Below are 17,447 nucleotides of genomic sequence, written 5' to 3'. Positions count from 1 at the left end.
TTGGCGGAGCCGGTCAGTGCATGGCCAGCTCCATGGGCAGTTCGATCTCCGCGGCGAGCGGAAGGTGGTCGGAGAAGGCGTCCGGGAGCGTCCATTGACGGCGCAGACGCAGGTCCGGAGACAGCAGAATGTGATCGATGGCGCGGCGCGGGCGCCAGCTCGGGAACGTCGGCGCGGCATCGGTGGGCGGTTGCAGCGACGTGCGCGCGAACAGGCGGCGCATCTCGCTGCTGTCCGGGTCGGTGTTGAGATCTCCCATCAGGATCACGTGTGGATGAGAGCCTAGCAATTCGGCGATGAATGCCAGCTGCCGCTCGCGTGCCTGCGGCCCCAGCGAAAGGTGGGCCACGACCACGGCCAGCGCGTCCTCGCCTTCGCCGAATCGCGCCAGTAGCGCGCCGCGTCCGCGTCCGGGCAGCGGATAGTCGACGACCTGCGTGGGTTCGAGCCGGCTGATCAGGCCATTGGCCGAATGTGCCAGGCGCGCCATCTGCCGGTTCGGTTGATGACTCCAGAACGGCATGCCGGACGACTCCGCCAGGTAGCGGGTCTGGTTGCGGAAGCCCGAGCGCAGACTGCCGGCATCGGTTTCCTGCAGGCCGATGAGGTCGAACTTCGGAAGAATGCGCGCGAGACTGTCGAGGTTGTCCTGCTTGGCGCGCGTCGGCAGCACGCTGGCCCAGCTGCGGGTCACGTACTGGCGATAGCGCTGCACGCTGGCGCCGGCCAGGATGTTGCAGCTGAGCACGCGAAGGGTTCGGGATGTGGAGCCGGTCATGGCGCCAAGGTAGCGGTCCGCGAAGGACATCGGCAAGCGGCGCGTGGTCGCGCCGCCGCCGTGTTCAGGAATGGATTCAGGAGCCTTTCTTCAGTTCGCGCTGGACCAGCCAGTGGGTCAGCTTCAGCAACTGGTCGTAGCTCTTGATGTGGTTGCTGCGGTATTTGCCGTCCACCACGATGGTCGGCGTGCCGTCGACGCCCCAGTCCCGGATCAGCGCGTTGCCGCGAGCGATGGCCATGTCGGTCTGCTTGGAATTGGCGGCCTGCAGGAACTTCGCCTTGTCGACGCCCTGACGGGCATAGAAATCGGCCAATTCGTCGAGCGTGTTGATCGGGTAGCGTTCCTCGAACTTTTCCTTGAACAGTTCCAGGTGCGTCTGCTTGAGCACGCCAAGCTGCTTCGCGGCGTAGTAGGCGCGGGCGTACGGTTCCCAGGCCGGGCTGAACGAGGCCGGCAGCAGTTTGAACTGCACGCCCTTGGGCAGCGACTTGCGCAGCTTTTCGGCATCCGGTGCGAAATGCGCGCAGTGCACGCAACCGTAGGAGAACACCTCGACCACTTCGACCTTGCCGCTGCTCGACAGCCGCTTCGGTTGCTGGATGGTCACGTACTCGTTGCCGTTGGTGAACGACGCGGCCTGGACCGAGCCGTCATCCTTGGCCGAGCAGGCGCTGGCCAGAGTGATGCCAAGCACGAGCAGGGCGATGCGTTTGATCATGGTGTTCTCCGTGAAAAGTCCTGCTGGATTCCGGTTCAGTGGCCGGAGGCTTCCTTGGCGGCCAGCCACTTGGCCAGCTCGATGGCCTGCGGTCCGCCGCCGGCGCTGCGGAAGTCGAAGCGGTACTTGCCGTCGACGACGAAGGTCGGCGTACTAGGGACACCGTAGGCCTTCAGCAGTTCATCGGCACGCTTCATCTTGGTGTTGATGCTGAACGACTTGGCCACGCCCAGGAACTGCTGTTCGTTCACGCCGTAGTGCTTGGCGAAGAACTTGGCGAAGGCGTCGATGCCGGGCCATTCGTCGCGCGATTTCGGACGGCCCGTCGAGAGGTCATAAGTGGCCAGTTCGCCGCTCTTCCAGGCGGCGTCGAAGACAGCATCGTAGCTCTTGCGGGCCACGCCCAGTGCCTGCGCGGTGTAGAAGGCACGCTGATAGACGACCCAGTTCTCATCCGGGCGGAACGCGGCCGGCAGGTACACCATGGTGGCGTAGTCGGGCAGCGATTTGCGCATGCTGTCGACCAGCGGGTGCGCGGCGTTACAGGCCGGGCAACCCCAGGAAAAGATCTCGACGACCTCGACCTTGTTGGTCGAGGTGACCTTGGGCTGGGCCGGGCTGATCACGAAGTAGTTCTTGCCGGCCACCCATTTGCCGGTGTCCTTGAAGTCGACCTTGGAGGGATCGATGGCCGGCGCGGTGGACGCGCTGTCGCTGCCGGTGTCGTCGCCGCTGGACGGAGCGGCAGCGCTGTCGCTGGCGGCCGGCGTCGCGCTGGACGACATGGCGGGACTCGCAGCCGGGGCGCTGGCGGGCGCGCTCGGTGCGGCGGCCGGCGTCGGCGCGGAAGCGGCCTTGTCGGCGTCGCTGGAGTGGGAGCCGCAGGCGGCCAGGAACAGGGAACAGATCAGGATCGGCAGTGCTTTGCGCATCGGGACTCTCCGTGGAAGAACGGCTCCCGAGCCGATGCCGGTGTCACGTTTCAGGACGGGAGCCTGTGCCCCGCCATGCAGCGGGGCGGGGTGGCTTTGCCGCGAGCGTGCCTTACGGCGCGGCGCTCTCGGCCTTGCTGTCAGCGGCGGTGTGCAGACCTTCCAGGTAGCTGGAGACGGCCGCGATATCCTGCGTGGTCAGGCGCTTGGCGATGGCGGGCATGATCTTGGAGTGATCGTCGCTGCCCCACACTGTGCCGTCGTGCCAGGCCGTCAGCGTCTTCTGCAAATACTGCGCATGCTGACCGGCCAGCTGCGGGTAGACCGCGCCCGGATTGCCGCGGCCGTCGGGGCCATGGCAGGCCATGCAGGCCGGGATGCCGCGGCTGGCGTCGCCTTCGCGGTACAGCTTGCCACCGGCCTCGGCCAGCTTCTCGTCGGCCACGCCCGGACGCGAGCGCTTGGTCATGAAGTAGGCGCCGACGTCGTCCATGTCCTGCTCCGACAGCTGCGAAGCGAAGCCCAGCATGATCGGATTCTGGCGCTTGCCGCTCTTGAAGTTGTGCAGCTGGCGCGAGATGTATTCTTCGTTCTGGCCGGCCAGCTTGGGGTACTGGGCATCGGATGAGTTGCCGTCCATGCCGTGGCAGGCGCCACACACGGCGGCCTTGGCCTGCCCCGCTTTCGCGTCCCCCGGCAGCGGACCGGTCGGCTTGGCAGGCGCGGCTGCCGCCATCTGGGCGGACGAGCCTGCCGCTGCCGGAGCGGCTTGCTGAGGGGCACTCTGCGCCATGGCCGCGCCAGCGACCAGAGTGGCGGCCAGAGCCACTACACGCCGAAAACTCATACACTGTCTCCCGAAAGCCCGGTACTGCATTGGGGTTATGACTAAACTTCAGAATTATCCCCGCGCGCAAGGGGCCGGTCAAACGACCGGCATCCGCGCCGGTTCCAGCACAAGGTTTCCCCGATGAGTTCCAATCCGCTACAACGCGCGCGCTTCGCACTGGCCGCGCACAAGGTCACACAGTTACCGGACGACGCCGGCGCCGAGGTGGCCTTCGCCGGCCGCTCCAATGCCGGCAAGTCCAGCGCGCTCAATGCGCTGACCGGCCAGCGTGCGCTGGCGCGCACGTCGAAGACACCCGGACGCACGCAGCAGATGGTGGTGTTCACGCTCGACGAGCACACGCGGTTGGTCGATCTGCCGGGCTACGGTTACGCCAAGGTGCCGGAGTCGCTGCGCGCGCACTGGCGCAAGGAGATCGACGCCTACCTCAATCAGCGAGAAAGCCTGCGCGGCGTGGTGCTGATCGCCGACATCCGTCACGAGCTGAAGGAGTTCGACCGCCAGATGCTGCACTTCTGCAGCGCCAGCGGCCTGCAGTGCCATCTGCTGCTGACCAAGGCGGACAAGCTTTCGCGCGGTCAGGCTGCCGCGGCCGTGGAGCGCGCCCGCACCCTGTGCCGTCGCGAGGGTTGGCCCGCCAGCGTGCAGAGTTTCTCCTCCAGTGCCGGCAGCGGTCTGGAGTCGGCGCGCGAGACCATCATGACGATGCTGGAAGGGGCGCCGGATGCCGAGGCTTCGGCTTAACCGGCTTCGTCGGCCGCGTTCACGGCCGCCATGAACACCGTGCAGAGCTGCTCCATGCCGGCGCGATCGGCGTCGTCGAAGCGGTCCACGTGTGGGCTGTCCACGTCCCACACGCCCAGCAGCGAGCCGTCCGCGCGCACCAGCGGCACGACGATCTCCGACTGCGAGGCGGCGTCGCAGGCGATGTGGTCGGCGAAGGCGTTGACGTCCTCGACGACCTGGGTCTCGCGCGTCTGCGCAGCCGTGCCGCACACGCCGCGTCCGAGCGCGATGCGCACGCAGGCGGTCTGCCCCTGGAACGGGCCGACCACCAGTTCCTCGCCGTCGAAGAAGTAGAAGCCGGCCCAGTTGACCATCGGCAGCGCGTGATACAGCAGTGCGGCGAAATTGGCCGCGTTGGCGATCAGGTCGCGCTCGCCGTGCAGCAGGCCACGGGCCTGGGTGGCCAGTTCGGCGTAGGCGGCGGGCTTGTCGGTGAAGTCGAGCGGCTCGGCTTGGAACATCGGAACGGGCTCCTGGGGACGACGTAGTATCCTCACATGGTGACGAATCCGGTCGCTGCAATGGCGACGCTTCCATCTTTAACGTGATCATCATGAATGAAACGCATATCGCGGGTATGCCCGCTGTGCGCGGCGTGTTCATCGCCGGCACCGACACCGAAATCGGCAAGACCCACGCCAGCGTGGCCCTGATCCACGCGTTGCGCGGCGCGGGCCTGAACGTCTGCGGCATGAAGCCGGTCGCCAGCGGTTGCGACGCCACGCCCGACGGGCTGCGCAATGCCGACGCCGTCGCGCTGCAGGCGGCCAGCGATCCGCAGCCCCCGTACGCGCAGGTCAATCCGTTCGCCATGAACGCGCCGGTGTCGCCGCACCTGGCCGCGCGCGAGGACGGCGTGACGGTGACGATGGAACCGATCCGTGCGGCCTACGACGCGCTGGCCGCACAATGTGACATCACCGTGGTCGAGGGCATTGGCGGCTGGATGGTGCCGTTGCGCGACGATCTGCTGGCCTCGGCGATTCCCGAGGCGCTGGAGCTCCCGGTGATCCTGGTCGTCGGGCTGCGCCTGGGCGCGCTCAACCACGCGCTGCTCAGCGCGCGTGCGATTCAGGCCGACGGCCGCCGTCTGCTGGGCTGGATCGGCAATCGCGTCGATCCCGCCATGGCCATGGCCGACGCCAACATCGACACGCTGCGCGCGCGGATGCCGGCGCCGTGCCTGGGCGTGCTGGAGCATGGGCCGTCACCGCAAGCGGCCGCCGCGCGCCTGCAGGACGCGGTTGCCGCGTTGCGCTGAATTGACGCTCGCGTGCGGGCACGGCACTTGGTGCCGGGCGTTCGGCGCAGGTAGAGTGGCCGGTGGTCTATCGTTTTCGGCCCCGGCCGGAATCCAGTTTTCGTCTGCAAGGGATCCATTCGCGATGTACAGCATGCGTACCATCACACTTGCCGCCGCGATCGCCGCCGTCGTGGCGGTGACCGGCTGCTCGCAGTCTTCTTCTCCGTCCGACAAGGCGGCCGCCGGCTCGCAGGCCAGCGCCCCCGCGCCGACCGGCTCGGCGCCGGCCAAGACGCGCGAGAATCCGCTACTCACCAAGAGCGACCTGCCGTTCCAGGCGCCGCCGTTCGACAAGATCAAGGACAGCGATTTCGCGCCCGCCTTCGAGCAGGGCATGAAGGAACAGCTGGCCGAAGTGCAGAAGATCGCCGACAACCCGGCCAAGCCGACCTTCGACAACACGCTGGTGGCGATGGAGAAGTCGGGCCAGACCCTGAACCGCGTGCAGATGGACTTCAACGCGCTGTTCTCGGCCAACTCCGATGACGCGCTGAGCAAGGTCAACGAGGACATGGCGCCGAAGCTGGCCGCGCACAGCGACGCGATCTACCTCAACGACAAGCTGTTCCAGCGTATCCAGACGCTTTACAACGAGCGTGACTCGCTCAAGCTCGATCCCGAGTCCGAACGTCTGCTGGAGTGGTACTACAACGACTTCGTGCATCACGGCGCCAAGCTGTCCGACGCCGACAAGGTCAAGCTCAAGAGCCTCAACGAGCAGGCTTCCAAGCTCGAGTCGCAGTTCGTCAACAAGCTGCTGGCCGCGACCAAGGCCGGTGCGCTGGTGGTCGACGACAAGTCCAAGCTGGACGGCCTGTCCAAGGGCGAGATCGCCGCGGCCGCACAGGCGGCCAAGGCCCGCGGTCTGACCGGCAAGTGGGTGCTGCCGCTGCAGAACACCACGCAGCAGCCGGCGCTGGCCGAGCTGACCAATCGCGACGTGCGTCACCAGCTGTTCGAGAACAGCTACATGCGCACCGAGAAGGGCGGTCCGAACGACACCCGCAAGACCATCGCCGAACTGGCCAAGGTGCGCGCCGAGAAGGCCAAGCTGCTGGGTTACCCGAACTTCGCGGCATGGAAGCTCGAGGACCAGATGGCAAAGACGCCGGACGCCGTGCTGAAGTTCGTGCGTGCGCTGGTGCCGCCGACCATGGCCAAGGCCCGCCACGAGGCCGGCGAGCTGCAGTCGATGATCGACAAGAGCGGCAAGCACTTCAAGCTGCAGGCCTGGGACTGGGAGTTCTACGCCGAGAAGCTGCGCAAGGCCAAGTACGACCTGGATCAGAATCAGGTCAAGCCGTACTTCGAAGTCGACAACGTGCTCAAGAACGGCGTGTTCTACGCCGCCCACGAGCTGTACGGCCTGACGTTCAAGGAGCGCAAGGACATCCCGGTCTACAACCCGGACGTGAAGGTGTTCGAGGTCTTCGACAAGGACGGCAAGCCGCTGGGCCTGTTCTACGCCGACTACTTCAAGCGCGACAACAAGCAGGGCGGCGCGTGGATGGACAACCTGGTCGGCCAGTCCAAGCTGCTGGGCACCAAGCCGGTCATCTACAACGTGTGCAACTTCACCAAGCCGGCGCCGGGTCAGCCCGCGCTGATCAGCTGGGATGACGTGACCACGATGTTCCACGAGTTCGGCCACGCGCTGCACGGTTTCTTTGCCAGCCAGCAGTATCCGAGCCTGTCCGGCACCAACGTGGCGCGCGACTTCGTCGAGTTCCCGTCGCAGTTCAACGAGCACTGGGCCAGCTATCCGCAGGTGTTCAATCACTACGCCAAGAACTACAAGACCGGCGAGCCGATGCCGAAGGAACTGGTGGCCAAGCTGCACAAGGCGGCCAAGTTCAACCAGGGCTACGCGCTGGGCGAGCTGCTGTCGGCCTCGCTGCTGGACATGAGCTGGCACATGATCCCGGCCGACGCACCGCTGAAGGACGTCGACAAGTTCGAGGCGCAGGCGCTGAAGGACAACCACACGGATCTTTCGTACCTGCCGCCGCGTTACCGCTCCAGCTACTTCATGCACATCTGGGGCAACGGCTACTCGGCTGGTTACTACGCGTACCTGTGGACCGAGATGCTGGACGACGACGCCTACCAGTGGTTCGAGAACCACGGCGGCATGACCCGCGCCAACGGTCAGCGCTTCCGCGACATGATCCTGTCGCGCGGCAACACCGAGGACCTGGGCAAGATGTTCCGCGACTTCTACGGCAAGGACCCCGAAGTGGGCCCGATGCTGAAGGATCGCGGGCTGAAGTAAGCTGCCGCGTCATGCAGTAACGAAAAAGGCCGGCGTCATGCCGGCCTTTTTCATGGGAGCGGCGCGGGTGCGTCGCTCAGTAGGCGAATTCGCGGAACACCGGATCGACGCTGCCGTTCCACGGGCCGTGGAACAGTTCCAGCTTGCGCTCGGCCGGAGTCTGGCCGGACTGGGCCAGTTCCAGCAGCGGCTGCAGGAAGATGGTCTCGTCGGCGCCGTGCTCGTTGTGCTGTGCGCGGCGCTTCAGGCCATGGCCCGCGATGTTCAGCGTCTCCAGCGCCAGGTCGCGCACTGTGCCGTTGCGGAACGGCAGCTTCAGCGCCTGCTTGGGCACGCCGTCGCGCAGGGCGTTGCGCTCGGTCATGGTGAAATCCTTGACCAGATCCCAGGCGGCGTCCAGCGCGGTGTCGTCGTAGAGCAATCCGACCCACAGCGCGGGCAGCGCGCACAGGCGGTTCCACGGGCCACCGTCGGCGCCGCGCATTTCCAGGAAGCGCTTCATGCGCACTTCCGGGAAGGTGGTGGTCAGGTGGTCGTCCCAGTCGCGCAGGGTCGGCGTCACGCCCGGCAGTTCCGGTAGCTTGCCGGCGAGGAAGTCGCGGAAGCTGCGTCCGGCGACGTCTACCGGCTGGCCGTTCTGCATGGTGAAGTACATCGGCACGTCGAGGATGTAATCGACCCAGCGTTCGTAGCCGAAGCCGTCCTCGAACACGAAGTCGAGCATGCCGGTGCGGTCCGGGTCGGTGTCGGTCCACACGTGCGAGCGGTAGCTGAGGTAGCCGTTGGGCTGGCCGTCGGTGAACGGCGAGTCGGCGAACAGCGCGGTGGCCACCGGCTGCAGCGCCAGGGCGACGCGGAACTTCTTCACCATGTCCGCTTCGCTGGAGAAATCCAGATTCACCTGCACGGTGCAGGTGCGCGTCATCATGTCCAGGCCGAGATCGCCGCGCGTGGGCATGTAGCGGCGCATGATGGCGTAGCGGCCCTTGGGCATCCACGGCATCTCCTCGCGCTTCCACTTGGGCTGGAAGCCCATGCCGAGGAAGCCGAGGCCGAGTCCGTCGGCGATCGAACGCACTTCCTCCAGATGGCCGTTCACCTCGCGGCAGGTCTGGTGGATGGTCTCGAGCATGGCGCCGGACAGTTCCAGCTGACCGGCCGGCTCCAGCGTGATCGATGCGCCGTCGCGCGCCAACGCCACGGGTAGTTCGCCCTCGCGGGCGATGTCCCAGCCGTGGCGGGCGGCGATGCCTTCGAGCAGAGCGCGGATGCCCTGTTCGCCCTCGTAGGTCGGCGGTCGCAGATCACTCTGGCGGAAACCGAACTTCTCGTGTTCGGTGCCGATGCGCCAGGCGGCGCGGGGTTTTTCGCCGCTGGCGATGTATTCGGTCAGTTGACGCGGGTCGGTGATCGGCGTGGCCTTGGCGGAGCTGGGGATGGACACCGGGAATCCTTGCAAGAACGGTCCGCACCACTGTGGGGGCGACGGCAGCGAATTGAAAGGGGGCGCCCGTGATCAGACTGTTTCGCCGGGACGGAATTGCAGGGCGAGTCCGTTCATGCAGTAGCGCAGACCGGTCGGCGGCGGTCCGTCGCGGAACACGTGGCCCAGGTGACCGCCGCAACGGCGGCAGTGCACCTCGGTGCGCGCCATCAGCAGGCGGGTGTCGCGGTGGGTACCGATGGCGTTGGGTAGCGGCTTCCAGAAACTCGGCCAGCCGGTGCCCGAGTCGTACTTGGTCTTGGAGCTGTACAGCGCTAGGGCGCAGCCCGCGCAGTGATAGACACCGGCGCGCTTTTCGTGATCCAGGGGGCTGCTGTAGGGCGGTTCCGTGCCGGCTTCGCGAAGAATGTGGAACTGCGCAGGCGTCAGGCGCTGGCGCCACTGCGTCGGGGTCAGCTTCCAGGCACCGGATGCGGGTGGGCGTTCGGTGGCGTGGCCGTTTCGGCACGCGCTCAGCAGCACTACGGCGCTGCCGGCGCCGGTGGCCATCAGGAATCGGCGTCGTTGCATGGTCGGCCTCCTTGGGGCGTCGTCCATGCATACGGACCGTGTCCGCCGGCAGATACTTACACGCGGGGATCGATGGCGGGTGCGCTCATTGACGCACGGCGGCGTAGTCGCGTGCGTTCTCGTCCCATGCGGGCGCGTCGAGGATGGCCGGCAGTACCTCCGCCGGCGTGGCCACGCGTTGCCACATCTGCGCGTGCTCGGGATTCATGAAGCGGGCGTCGATGACCTGGCGCATGAACGCATCCAGCGGTGCGTAGAAGTCCAGCGTGTCGAGCAGGATGATCGGGTTGAGATAGATGCCCAGCCGCTTGAGCGTGATGGCCTCGAACAGTTCTTCCAGCGTGCCGCAACCGCCGGGCAGGGCGACGACCGCATCCGAGCCGGTCAGCAGGCGATGCTTGCGCTCGCGCATGTCCTCGACCAGCTGTAGTTCGGTCAGGCCCGGATGTCCCCATTCCAGATCGGCCATGAAGCGCGGCAGCACGCCGGTGACACGGCCATCGACATCCAGCGCACCGTCGGCCACCGCGCCCATCGAGCCGCGCGAGCCACCGCCGTAGACGATGCTGTGCCCGCTTTCGGCCAGTCGCCGGCCGAGATCACGTGCGGCATCGCGGTAAATCGGGTCGGCGTGGTCGGACGAGGCGCAGTAGACGCAGATGCGCATGACGGATTCCTGCAGGCGGGGTTGCGGGAATTATGCCGCAGTCGACGCGCATGGCGGGCCGGACACGAAAAAGCCGGCGCGGGGCCGGCTCTCTCGCAAAGCATGACGGCGGAGCCGTCAGCGCTTCATGGCGTTGAAGAACTCGTCGTTGGTCTTGGTGTTCTTCATCTTGTCGAGCATGAACTCGATGGCCGCCAGTTCGTCCATCGGATGCAGCAGCTTGCGCAGGATCCAGATCTTCTGCAGCAGGTCCGGCGCGATCAGCAGGTCCTCGCGGCGGGTGCCGGAGCGGTTGATGTCGATGGCCGGGTACACGCGCTTCTCGGAGATGCGGCGGTTCAGGTGCACTTCCATGTTGCCGGTGCCCTTGAACTCCTCGTAGATCACCTCGTCCATCTTGCTGCCGGTGTCGATCAGCGCGGTGGCGATGATGGTCAGGCTGCCGCCTTCCTCGACGTTGCGCGCGGCGCCGAAGAAGCGCTTCGGGCGCTGCAGGGCGTTGGCGTCGACGCCGCCGGTGAGCACCTTGCCGGAGCTGGGCACCACGGTGTTGTAGGCGCGCGCGAGGCGGGTGATGGAATCGAGCAGGATGACCACGTCCTTCTTGTGCTCGACCAGGCGCTTGGCGCGTTCGATCACCATCTCGGCGACCTGCACGTGGCGCACGGCCGGCTCGTCGAAGGTCGAGCTGATGACCTCGGCGCGCACCGTGCGCTGCATCTCGGTCACTTCTTCCGGGCGCTCGTCGATCAGCAGGATGATGACGTGGGCGTCGGGGTGGTTGGTGGTGATCGCCTGGGCCACGTTCTGCAGCATCATCGTCTTGCCGGCCTTGGGCTGGGAGACGAGCAGGCCGCGCTGGCCGCGACCGATCGGTGCGATCAGGTCGATGATGCGGCCGGTGATGTCCTCGGTCGAACCGTTGCCGCGCTCCAGGTGGAACGCCGTGCGCGGGAACAGCGGGGTCAGGTTCTCGAACAGGATCTTGTTCTTGGAGGCCTCCGGCGGATCACCGTTGATGGTCTCCACGCGCAGCATCGCGAAGTAGCGCTCGCCTTCCTTCGGCGGACGCACGCGGCCGGTGATGTAGTCGCCGGTGCGCAGGTTGAAGCGACGGATCTGACTGGGGCTGACGTAGATGTCGTCGGGGCCGGCCAAGTAGGACTCGTCGGCCGAGCGCATGAAGCCGAAGCCGTCCTGCAGGATCTCCAGCACGCCCTCGGCCCAGATGCCGCCGCCGGAGCGGGCATGAGCCTTGAGGATGTTGAAGATGACGTCCTGGCGACGGGCGCGGGCGACGCCTTCGTGGGCGCCCAGTTCGTCGGCCGTTTTCAGCAGCTCGATGGCGTTCTTGCGCTTGAGCTCGGTCAGGTTGATGACGCGGTCGTCGCTGCCGGCGTCGTGGTTCTCGTCATCGTCCATCGGCAGGCCGGCGTGACCGCCACGCGCGTTGCCGCGGTTGCCACCACCGCCACCACCACCACGGTCGTTGCGACGACGACGGCCGCGACGCTCGTTATTGCTGTTGCCGCGGTTGTTGCGCGATTTGTTGCGGCTCTCGCCGCCCTGCTGCGACGACGACTTGCCCTGATTCTCGCCGTCACTGCCGGAGGACGACTTGTCGCCGCCATCGCTGCTGCCGGACGCCGGAGCGGGCGCAGGTGTGCTGGGAGCGGGTGCCGGTGCGGGTGCCGGAGCGGGCGTCGGCGCCGGGGCGGGCGCGTCGCTGGCTGGCTTCGCGGCCTTGTCGGCGGCCTTGGCGCGCGTGCGCTTGGGCTTGGGCTTGGCCGGCTTCTCGGCTGCCGGGGAATCGGCCGGACGCGGGGTCTCGGGGCTGGACTTGGTATCGGTATCGGACACGAACGGACCTCGCAGGGCGCCGTGGAAAAAAGGAGGGATCGGGGATCTTTCGGATGCGAGGGCACGAACGGCCCGTCGTCAGGATTGGCAATCTAGCACTGCGAGCGGTTGGTCGCAATCATCCGGCCGCGCGGCGTCTTGCGCCGCAGCGGCCGGGTGCGGTGCGCTCAGAGCAGGCCGTCGACCATCTGCGTGATGCGGCCCTTCGGCACGGCGCCGACCTGGGTCGCTTCGACCTTGCCGCCCTTGAACACCATCATGGTCGGCACGCCGCGCACGTTGTAGTTCACGGCGGTCTTCTGGTTCTGGTCGATATCGACCTTCACGATCTTGACGCGGCCCTGGTAGTCCTTGGCCACTTCGTCGAGGATCGGCGCGATGGCCTTGCACGGGCCGCACCAGGGGGCCCAGAAATCGACCAGGACGGGGATGTCCGAATTCAGGACCTCGGTCTCGAATTCGCTTTCATTGATGTGGGTGATCAGATCGCTCACTGCGGATCTCTCCGTGGTTACGGGTGGGGTCGCGCCGGGGCCTGCGCACGCGGCGTTCGGCATCGGCTACACTATGTCACCCACAGATGGCGGGTGGGGCTGGATAAATCAAGCGGACGGCCGTTGCGGCTGACGCTCATTCCAGCGCAACTCGGGACGGGATTCAAGCCGACGCGAAGACAGTCGGCGGTCGCGCCCCGGCTCCCGGATTCGCCCGAGAACAGGCGCGCAGGCACGCGCCGGCCGAGCGCTCGGGCGCCGGATGGCCCCCGCACCGACCCCTTTTCACGGCCGCGCCGACGCACGGCGCGCCGCACAACGCCGCGGGCCCGTGGCTCGCAGGCTGGACCAGGATTTATGGCTGAACACGTACTCACCGACACTTTCTTCGAAAATCTCGACCTGCATCCGACCCTGCAGCAAGGTATTCATGCCAGCGGCTTCGTCCGTTGCACGCCGATCCAGTCGCTGACCCTGCCGGTCGCGTTGAAAGGCCGTGATGTCGCCGGCCAGGCGCAGACCGGCACCGGCAAGACCTGCGCGTTCCTGGTGGCGATGATGAATCGCCTGCTGACCCGGTCAGCCATGGCCGACCGCAAGGACAGCGACCCGCGCGCCCTGGTCATCGCGCCGACCCGTGAACTGGCGATCCAGATCGAGAAGGACGCCCGCGCCATCGGTCGTGATACCGGCCTGCGCATCGCCCTGATCTACGGCGGCGTCGACTATGACAAGCAGCGCCAGCAACTGCGCGATGGTTGCGACATCATCATCGCCACGCCCGGCCGTCTGCTCGACTACTACAAGCAGCACGTGTTCACGCTGAACTCGGTCGAGGTCATGGTGATCGACGAGGCCGACCGCATGTTCGACCTCGGCTTCATCAAGGACGTGCGCTACATCTTCCGCCGCCTGCCGGGGCGCGACGAGCGCCAGGTGCTGCTGTTCTCGGCCACACTCAGCCACCGTGTGCTGGAACTGGCCTACGAGCACATGAACGAGGCCGAGAAGCTGGTGGTGGAGACGGACAATGTCACCGCCGACAAGGTCCGCCAGGTGGTGTACTTCCCGGCCAAGGAAGAGAAGATGCCGCTGCTGCTGAATCTGTTGGCGCAGCACAAGCCCGAGCGCAGCATCGTGTTCGCCAACACCAAGGCCGCCGTCGAACGCATCAAGGAGCGCCTGCGCAAGCAGGGCTACAGCGTCGGCGCACTGTCCGGCGATGTGCCGCAGGTCAAGCGTCAGAAGTTGCTGCAGCGCTTCAAGGACAGCCAGATCGATACGCTGGTGGCCACCGATGTGGCCGCCCGCGGTCTGCACATCCCGCACGTCAGCCACGTGTTCAACTACGACCTTCCGCAGGACGCCGAGGACTACGTGCACCGTATCGGCCGCACCGCGCGCCTGGGCGCCGAGGGCGATGCCATCAGCTTTGCCTGCGACCTGTACGCCATGGGCCTGCCCGACATCGAGGCCTACATCGAGCAGAAGATTCCGGTCGAGTCCATCGATCCGGCCATGCTGAAGATGCCGCGCCCGTTGCCGCAGGCGGCGAATGCCGCGCAGGGCAAGGACGAGGACGCGAGCGAGGGAGCTGAAGAGAGCAGCACCGAGGGCGCATCGACGGCATCCGCGCAGGGTTCTGCCGAGGGCGCGCCGCGCAAGCGCCGTCGCCGACGTCGCGGCAAGAAGCCGGCATCCGGTGAGGCCGGCAACGCTTCGTCCGCGAATGCGCCGCAGAAGGCTTCCAGCAGCGAGGCCACTTCGGCCTCCGCGTCGTCCTCGAACAACGAGGCTTCGTCCGCACAGAGCAGCGACAAGCCGGTGACCGAAGAGGCTGGCGACAAACCTCGTCGCCGCCGCCGCCGTGGCGGCCGCGGTCGGGGCCGTGGCGGCGAGCCTGCGCAGGACCGCAACCATGCGGCGGCTCAGGGCGGCAAGCGCAAGCAGACTGACGCGGACAACCGTTCCTCGCGCGGCGATTCGCGCCGTCGCGGCGGGAGCGAAGTCGACAAGGCCGGCAACAGTGCGAAGTCGGGCGGAAGCCGTCAGGTGCATGCCGAGCCGGCGTCGTCCGGCGAGTCCAAGCCGAAGAAGAAGGTGGGCTTCTTCCGCCGTCTGTTCGGCGGTCGCTGATTCGCTTCGAAGCCTTTCGAACGCGGGCGTGGTGCGCATCGACATGAACGATTCGCGCACCGCGTCTATGGCAACGCGGCGCGGGCACGGTATGCTCGCGTTTTTGCAGGCAACGCGGCGTCCGTGATCCGTTTCGACCAGGTCAGCAAGCGCTATCCCACCGGCCAGGAAGCCCTCAGCGGGCTGTCGTTCCATGTCGAGCCGGGCGAGATGGTCTTCGTTACCGGCCATTCGGGCGCGGGCAAGAGCACATTGCTGAAGTTGCTGGCGATGATCGAGCGCCCCACGCGCGGCAGCGTCACCGTCGACGGCCGCAATCTGGCCACGGCGCGCGCGAGCGCGATTCCCAGACTGCGCCGCAAGCTGGGCATGGTGTTCCAGGATCATCGTCTGCTCATGGACCGCACGGTGTTCGCCAATGTCGAACTGCCGCTTGTGATCGCCGGCATCGCGCCGGCCGAGCGCGCCCGTCGGGTGCGTGCGGCGCTGGAGAAGGTCGGGCTGCTGGCCTACGAGAAACAGGCGCCGGCCCTGCTTTCCACGGGCGAACAGCAGCGCGTCGGCATCGCCCGCGCCATCGTCGCCAAGCCGCCGTTGATCATCGCCGACGAGCCGACCGGCAATCTCGATCCGCGGCTGGCCGCCGAGATCATGGGGCTGTTCGACCAGTTCCAGAAGATCGGCACCACGGTGCTGGTGGCCAGTCACGACCTGATGCTCATCAAGCGCACGCGCAAGCGGGTGTTGGTGCTCGATCATGGCCGCCTGGTCGATGATGTGCCGGCGACCGAGGTGATGGCCTGATGGCGCGTGCGCAGCGCGAGCCGGGCACCGCGCGCACTCGTCCGCGTCGCGTCGCGGTCTGGGGCGAGCAGCATGCCTGGGGTTTCATAGCCAGCCTGCGGAGGCTCACCGGACGTCCGCTGAGTACCCTGCTGACCGTCACGGTGATGGGCTTCGCGCTGGCGCTGCCGCTGACCTTCGCGCTGTTGCTGGGCAATCTGCAGCGGCTGGGGTCCGCGCTGGGCCAGACCCAGGCCATCAGCGTGTTCATGCAGACGGATGGTCACGCCAGCGATGCCAAGGCGCTGGCGGACAAGTTGCGCGGGCGCGACGAGGTCGATGCCGTCGACGTGCGCACGCCCAAGCAGGGCATGGCCGAGCTGGCCACCATGCAGGGCTTCAGCGATGCGTTGAAATCGCTCGACTACAACCCGTTGCCCTACGTCGTGGTGATTCGCCCGGTGGCGCACATCGATGCCGGTCAGGCCGCGAAGTTGATCGCCTGGCTGCGCACGCAACCGGGTGTGGATCAGGTGCAGGACGATGGCGCATGGCGTCAGCGTCTGGATGCTCTGCTCGCGGTCGGCACACGCGCGGTGTTGCTGCTGGCGGTGCTGCTGGCTATCGCTGCGCTGCTGGTGGTCGGCAACAGCGTGCGCCTGGATATCCAGGGGCGCAGTGACGAGATCGCGGTGCTGCGTCTGGTCGGCGCCAGTCCGGCGTTCGTGCGTCGCCCCTATGTCTATGCCGGTCTCTGGTACGGTCTGGCGGGCGGCGTGGTCGCCACCCTGCTGACGCTTCTGCTGGAATGGGCGTTGGCCGCACCGGTGGCGCGTCTGGCCGCAAGCTATGGTGGCCGGCTGGACTTCGGTGGTTTGCCGTGGGGGCTGCTGGCGTTGGTGCCGGTGCTGGCCGCGGCGTTGGGTTGGCTCGGCGCACGGCTGGTTTGTGCGCGACAATTGCGGCGACCGGGATGAGTCGTACACATACACGGGGGCATGCATGAAGGGCGACATCAGTCGACACATTGCCAGCGCGGAACCGCGCGTCATGGTGGTCGACGGTTCGAAAGTCGTACGCCGGCTCATCGAGCAGGTGCTGAGCAAGGAGTTGCCGGAAGCGACGGTGGTCTGCTGCGGAAGCGGTGAGGAAGCGCGCGCGGCGCTCGAGGACGGCGTGGTCGATTTCGTCACGGTGTCCCTGCGGCTGCCGGACATCGACGGCATCGAACTGGCCCGGCACATCCGCGAGCAGGTCACGCAGACCTACGTGCCCATCGTGGTGATTTCCGGCGACGTCGACCAGCGCCTGCGCGACCGCAGCCTGGGCGATGCCGTTACCGACTATTTCGACAAGTCGCTGGGCTTCAAGGCCCTGGCTGACTTCATCCGCGGCTACGTGCGCCCGGACGATCAGGCCGAGGGCGAGGTCCTGTATATCGAGGACAGCCGCGTCGTCGCCCTCGCCACGCGACGCATGATGGAGAAGCACGGCCTCAGCGTGTTGCACGACATCAGCGTCGAGGACGCGCTGGCGCGGCTGGAGACGGCCAAGGTGCAGGGCCGCATCGGCGCCGATGTGGTGTTGACCGACGTCACCCTGAAAGGCGAGCTGACCGGCGGCGACCTGCTGCGCAAGCTGCGCGGCGAATACGGCTACAACAAGGGGCAGCTTCCGGTGCTGGTGATGACCGGCGACGACAACCCCGACAAGCAGGCCGAGTTGATCCGCGCCGGCGCCAATGACCTGGTCGAGAAGCCGGTCGAGGAGCGCCTGCTGATGACCAAGTTGCTGTTCCAGCTGCGGGTATCGCGCCATTTGCGCGAACGGGCTGCGGCCACGGCGGAGTGA

The 17,447-nt window shown here is 66.8% G+C and carries 17 protein-coding genes; 7 read left to right on the top strand and 10 right to left on the bottom strand.

Annotation, left to right across the window (positions count from 1 at the left end):
* Positions 1-13: 13 nt before the first annotated feature.
* From HF690_RS05965 to HF690_RS05950, 4 genes are all read right to left on the bottom strand, one after another.
* Entirely contained in the window at positions 14-778 is a 765-nt protein-coding gene (locus HF690_RS05965) for an endonuclease/exonuclease/phosphatase family protein (protein WP_113064549.1), read from the bottom strand.
* 76 nt (positions 779-854) lie between these two features.
* Positions 855-1,499, bottom strand: coding sequence for a thiol:disulfide interchange protein DsbA/DsbL (locus HF690_RS05960; protein ID WP_113064192.1), 645 nt, complete (start codon positions 1,497-1,499; stop codon positions 855-857).
* Between the two features lie 35 nt (positions 1,500-1,534).
* The gene (locus HF690_RS05955) at positions 1,535-2,431 is read right to left on the bottom strand and encodes a thiol:disulfide interchange protein DsbA/DsbL (RefSeq protein WP_168608800.1); all 897 of its coding nucleotides are present in this window, start codon (positions 2,429-2,431) and stop codon (positions 1,535-1,537) included.
* 112 nt (positions 2,432-2,543) lie between these two features.
* Entirely contained in the window at positions 2,544-3,278 is a 735-nt protein-coding gene (locus tag HF690_RS05950; RefSeq protein ID WP_113064194.1) for a c-type cytochrome, read from the bottom strand.
* 123 nt (positions 3,279-3,401) lie between these two features.
* On the opposite strand from HF690_RS05950, the gene yihA reads away from it, so the two are divergent.
* The gene (yihA, locus tag HF690_RS05945) at positions 3,402-4,025 is read left to right on the top strand and encodes a ribosome biogenesis GTP-binding protein YihA/YsxC (protein ID WP_168608799.1); all 624 of its coding nucleotides are present in this window, start codon (positions 3,402-3,404) and stop codon (positions 4,023-4,025) included.
* Here yihA and HF690_RS05940 read toward each other — a convergent pair.
* Positions 4,022-4,528: a GAF domain-containing protein gene (locus HF690_RS05940; RefSeq protein ID WP_113064196.1), complete on the bottom strand. Its 507-nt coding sequence runs from the start codon at positions 4,526-4,528 to the stop codon at positions 4,022-4,024. The genes yihA and HF690_RS05940 overlap by 4 nt on opposite strands.
* 92 nt (positions 4,529-4,620) lie before the next feature.
* On the opposite strand from HF690_RS05940, the gene bioD reads away from it, so the two are divergent.
* Both bioD and dcp read left to right on the top strand, forming a co-directional pair.
* Positions 4,621-5,328 (top strand): dethiobiotin synthase, encoded by a 708-nt coding sequence (gene bioD / locus HF690_RS05935; RefSeq protein ID WP_240151604.1) that lies wholly within the window; start codon positions 4,621-4,623, stop codon positions 5,326-5,328.
* Positions 5,329-5,452: 124 nt separating this feature from the next.
* Positions 5,453-7,642, top strand: a complete 2,190-nt coding sequence (gene dcp, locus HF690_RS05930; protein ID WP_168608798.1) for a peptidyl-dipeptidase Dcp — start codon at positions 5,453-5,455, stop codon at positions 7,640-7,642.
* Positions 7,643-7,718: 76 nt separating this feature from the next.
* Here the strand turns inward: dcp and HF690_RS05925 are convergent, their stop codons facing one another.
* The 5 genes from HF690_RS05925 to trxA all read right to left on the bottom strand — a co-directional run bounded on the left by HF690_RS05925 (position 7,719) and on the right by trxA (position 12,677).
* Complete coding sequence (locus HF690_RS05925; protein ID WP_113064197.1) at positions 7,719-9,086, bottom strand: glutamate--cysteine ligase; 1,368 nt, start codon at positions 9,084-9,086, stop codon at positions 7,719-7,721.
* Between the two features lie 72 nt (positions 9,087-9,158).
* Positions 9,159-9,656 carry a peptide-methionine (R)-S-oxide reductase MsrB gene (gene msrB, locus HF690_RS05920; RefSeq protein ID WP_205300800.1) on the bottom strand — a complete coding sequence of 166 codons (498 nt, stop codon included), beginning with the start codon at positions 9,654-9,656 and terminating at the stop codon, positions 9,159-9,161.
* An 85-nt stretch (positions 9,657-9,741) separates the two neighbouring features.
* Positions 9,742-10,323, bottom strand: coding sequence for an LOG family protein (locus HF690_RS05915; RefSeq protein WP_168608797.1), 582 nt, complete (start codon positions 10,321-10,323; stop codon positions 9,742-9,744).
* 117 nt (positions 10,324-10,440) lie between these two features.
* Positions 10,441-12,183, bottom strand: coding sequence for a transcription termination factor Rho (gene rho / locus HF690_RS05910; protein WP_168608796.1), 1,743 nt, complete (start codon positions 12,181-12,183; stop codon positions 10,441-10,443).
* 167 nt (positions 12,184-12,350) lie between these two features.
* Complete coding sequence (trxA, locus tag HF690_RS05905) at positions 12,351-12,677, bottom strand: thioredoxin (protein ID WP_113064201.1); 327 nt, start codon at positions 12,675-12,677, stop codon at positions 12,351-12,353.
* 357 nt (positions 12,678-13,034) lie between these two features.
* Between trxA and HF690_RS05900 the strand changes: the two genes are divergently transcribed.
* From HF690_RS05900 to HF690_RS05885, 4 genes are all read left to right on the top strand, one after another.
* Positions 13,035-14,813, top strand: coding sequence for a DEAD/DEAH box helicase (locus tag HF690_RS05900; RefSeq protein WP_168608795.1), 1,779 nt, complete (start codon positions 13,035-13,037; stop codon positions 14,811-14,813).
* A gap of 123 nt (positions 14,814-14,936) precedes the next feature.
* Positions 14,937-15,617: a cell division ATP-binding protein FtsE gene (ftsE, locus tag HF690_RS05895; RefSeq protein WP_113064203.1), complete on the top strand. Its 681-nt coding sequence runs from the start codon at positions 14,937-14,939 to the stop codon at positions 15,615-15,617.
* On the top strand, positions 15,617-16,573 hold the full coding sequence (ftsX, locus tag HF690_RS05890) for a permease-like cell division protein FtsX (protein ID WP_168608794.1): 957 nt from the start codon (positions 15,617-15,619) through the stop codon (positions 16,571-16,573). Before ftsE ends, ftsX begins: the two co-directional genes overlap by 1 nt.
* A gap of 25 nt (positions 16,574-16,598) precedes the next feature.
* Positions 16,599-17,447 carry a response regulator gene (locus HF690_RS05885; RefSeq protein ID WP_113064205.1) on the top strand — a complete coding sequence of 283 codons (849 nt, stop codon included), beginning with the start codon at positions 16,599-16,601 and terminating at the stop codon, positions 17,445-17,447.

This window comes from Oleiagrimonas citrea (genome assembly GCF_012395255.1).
GTDB classification, from domain to species: domain Bacteria; phylum Pseudomonadota; class Gammaproteobacteria; order Xanthomonadales; family Rhodanobacteraceae; genus Oleiagrimonas; species Oleiagrimonas citrea.
The sequence above is the reverse complement of the archived record's forward strand: the minus strand, read 5'-3'. Positions and strand labels throughout refer to the sequence as shown.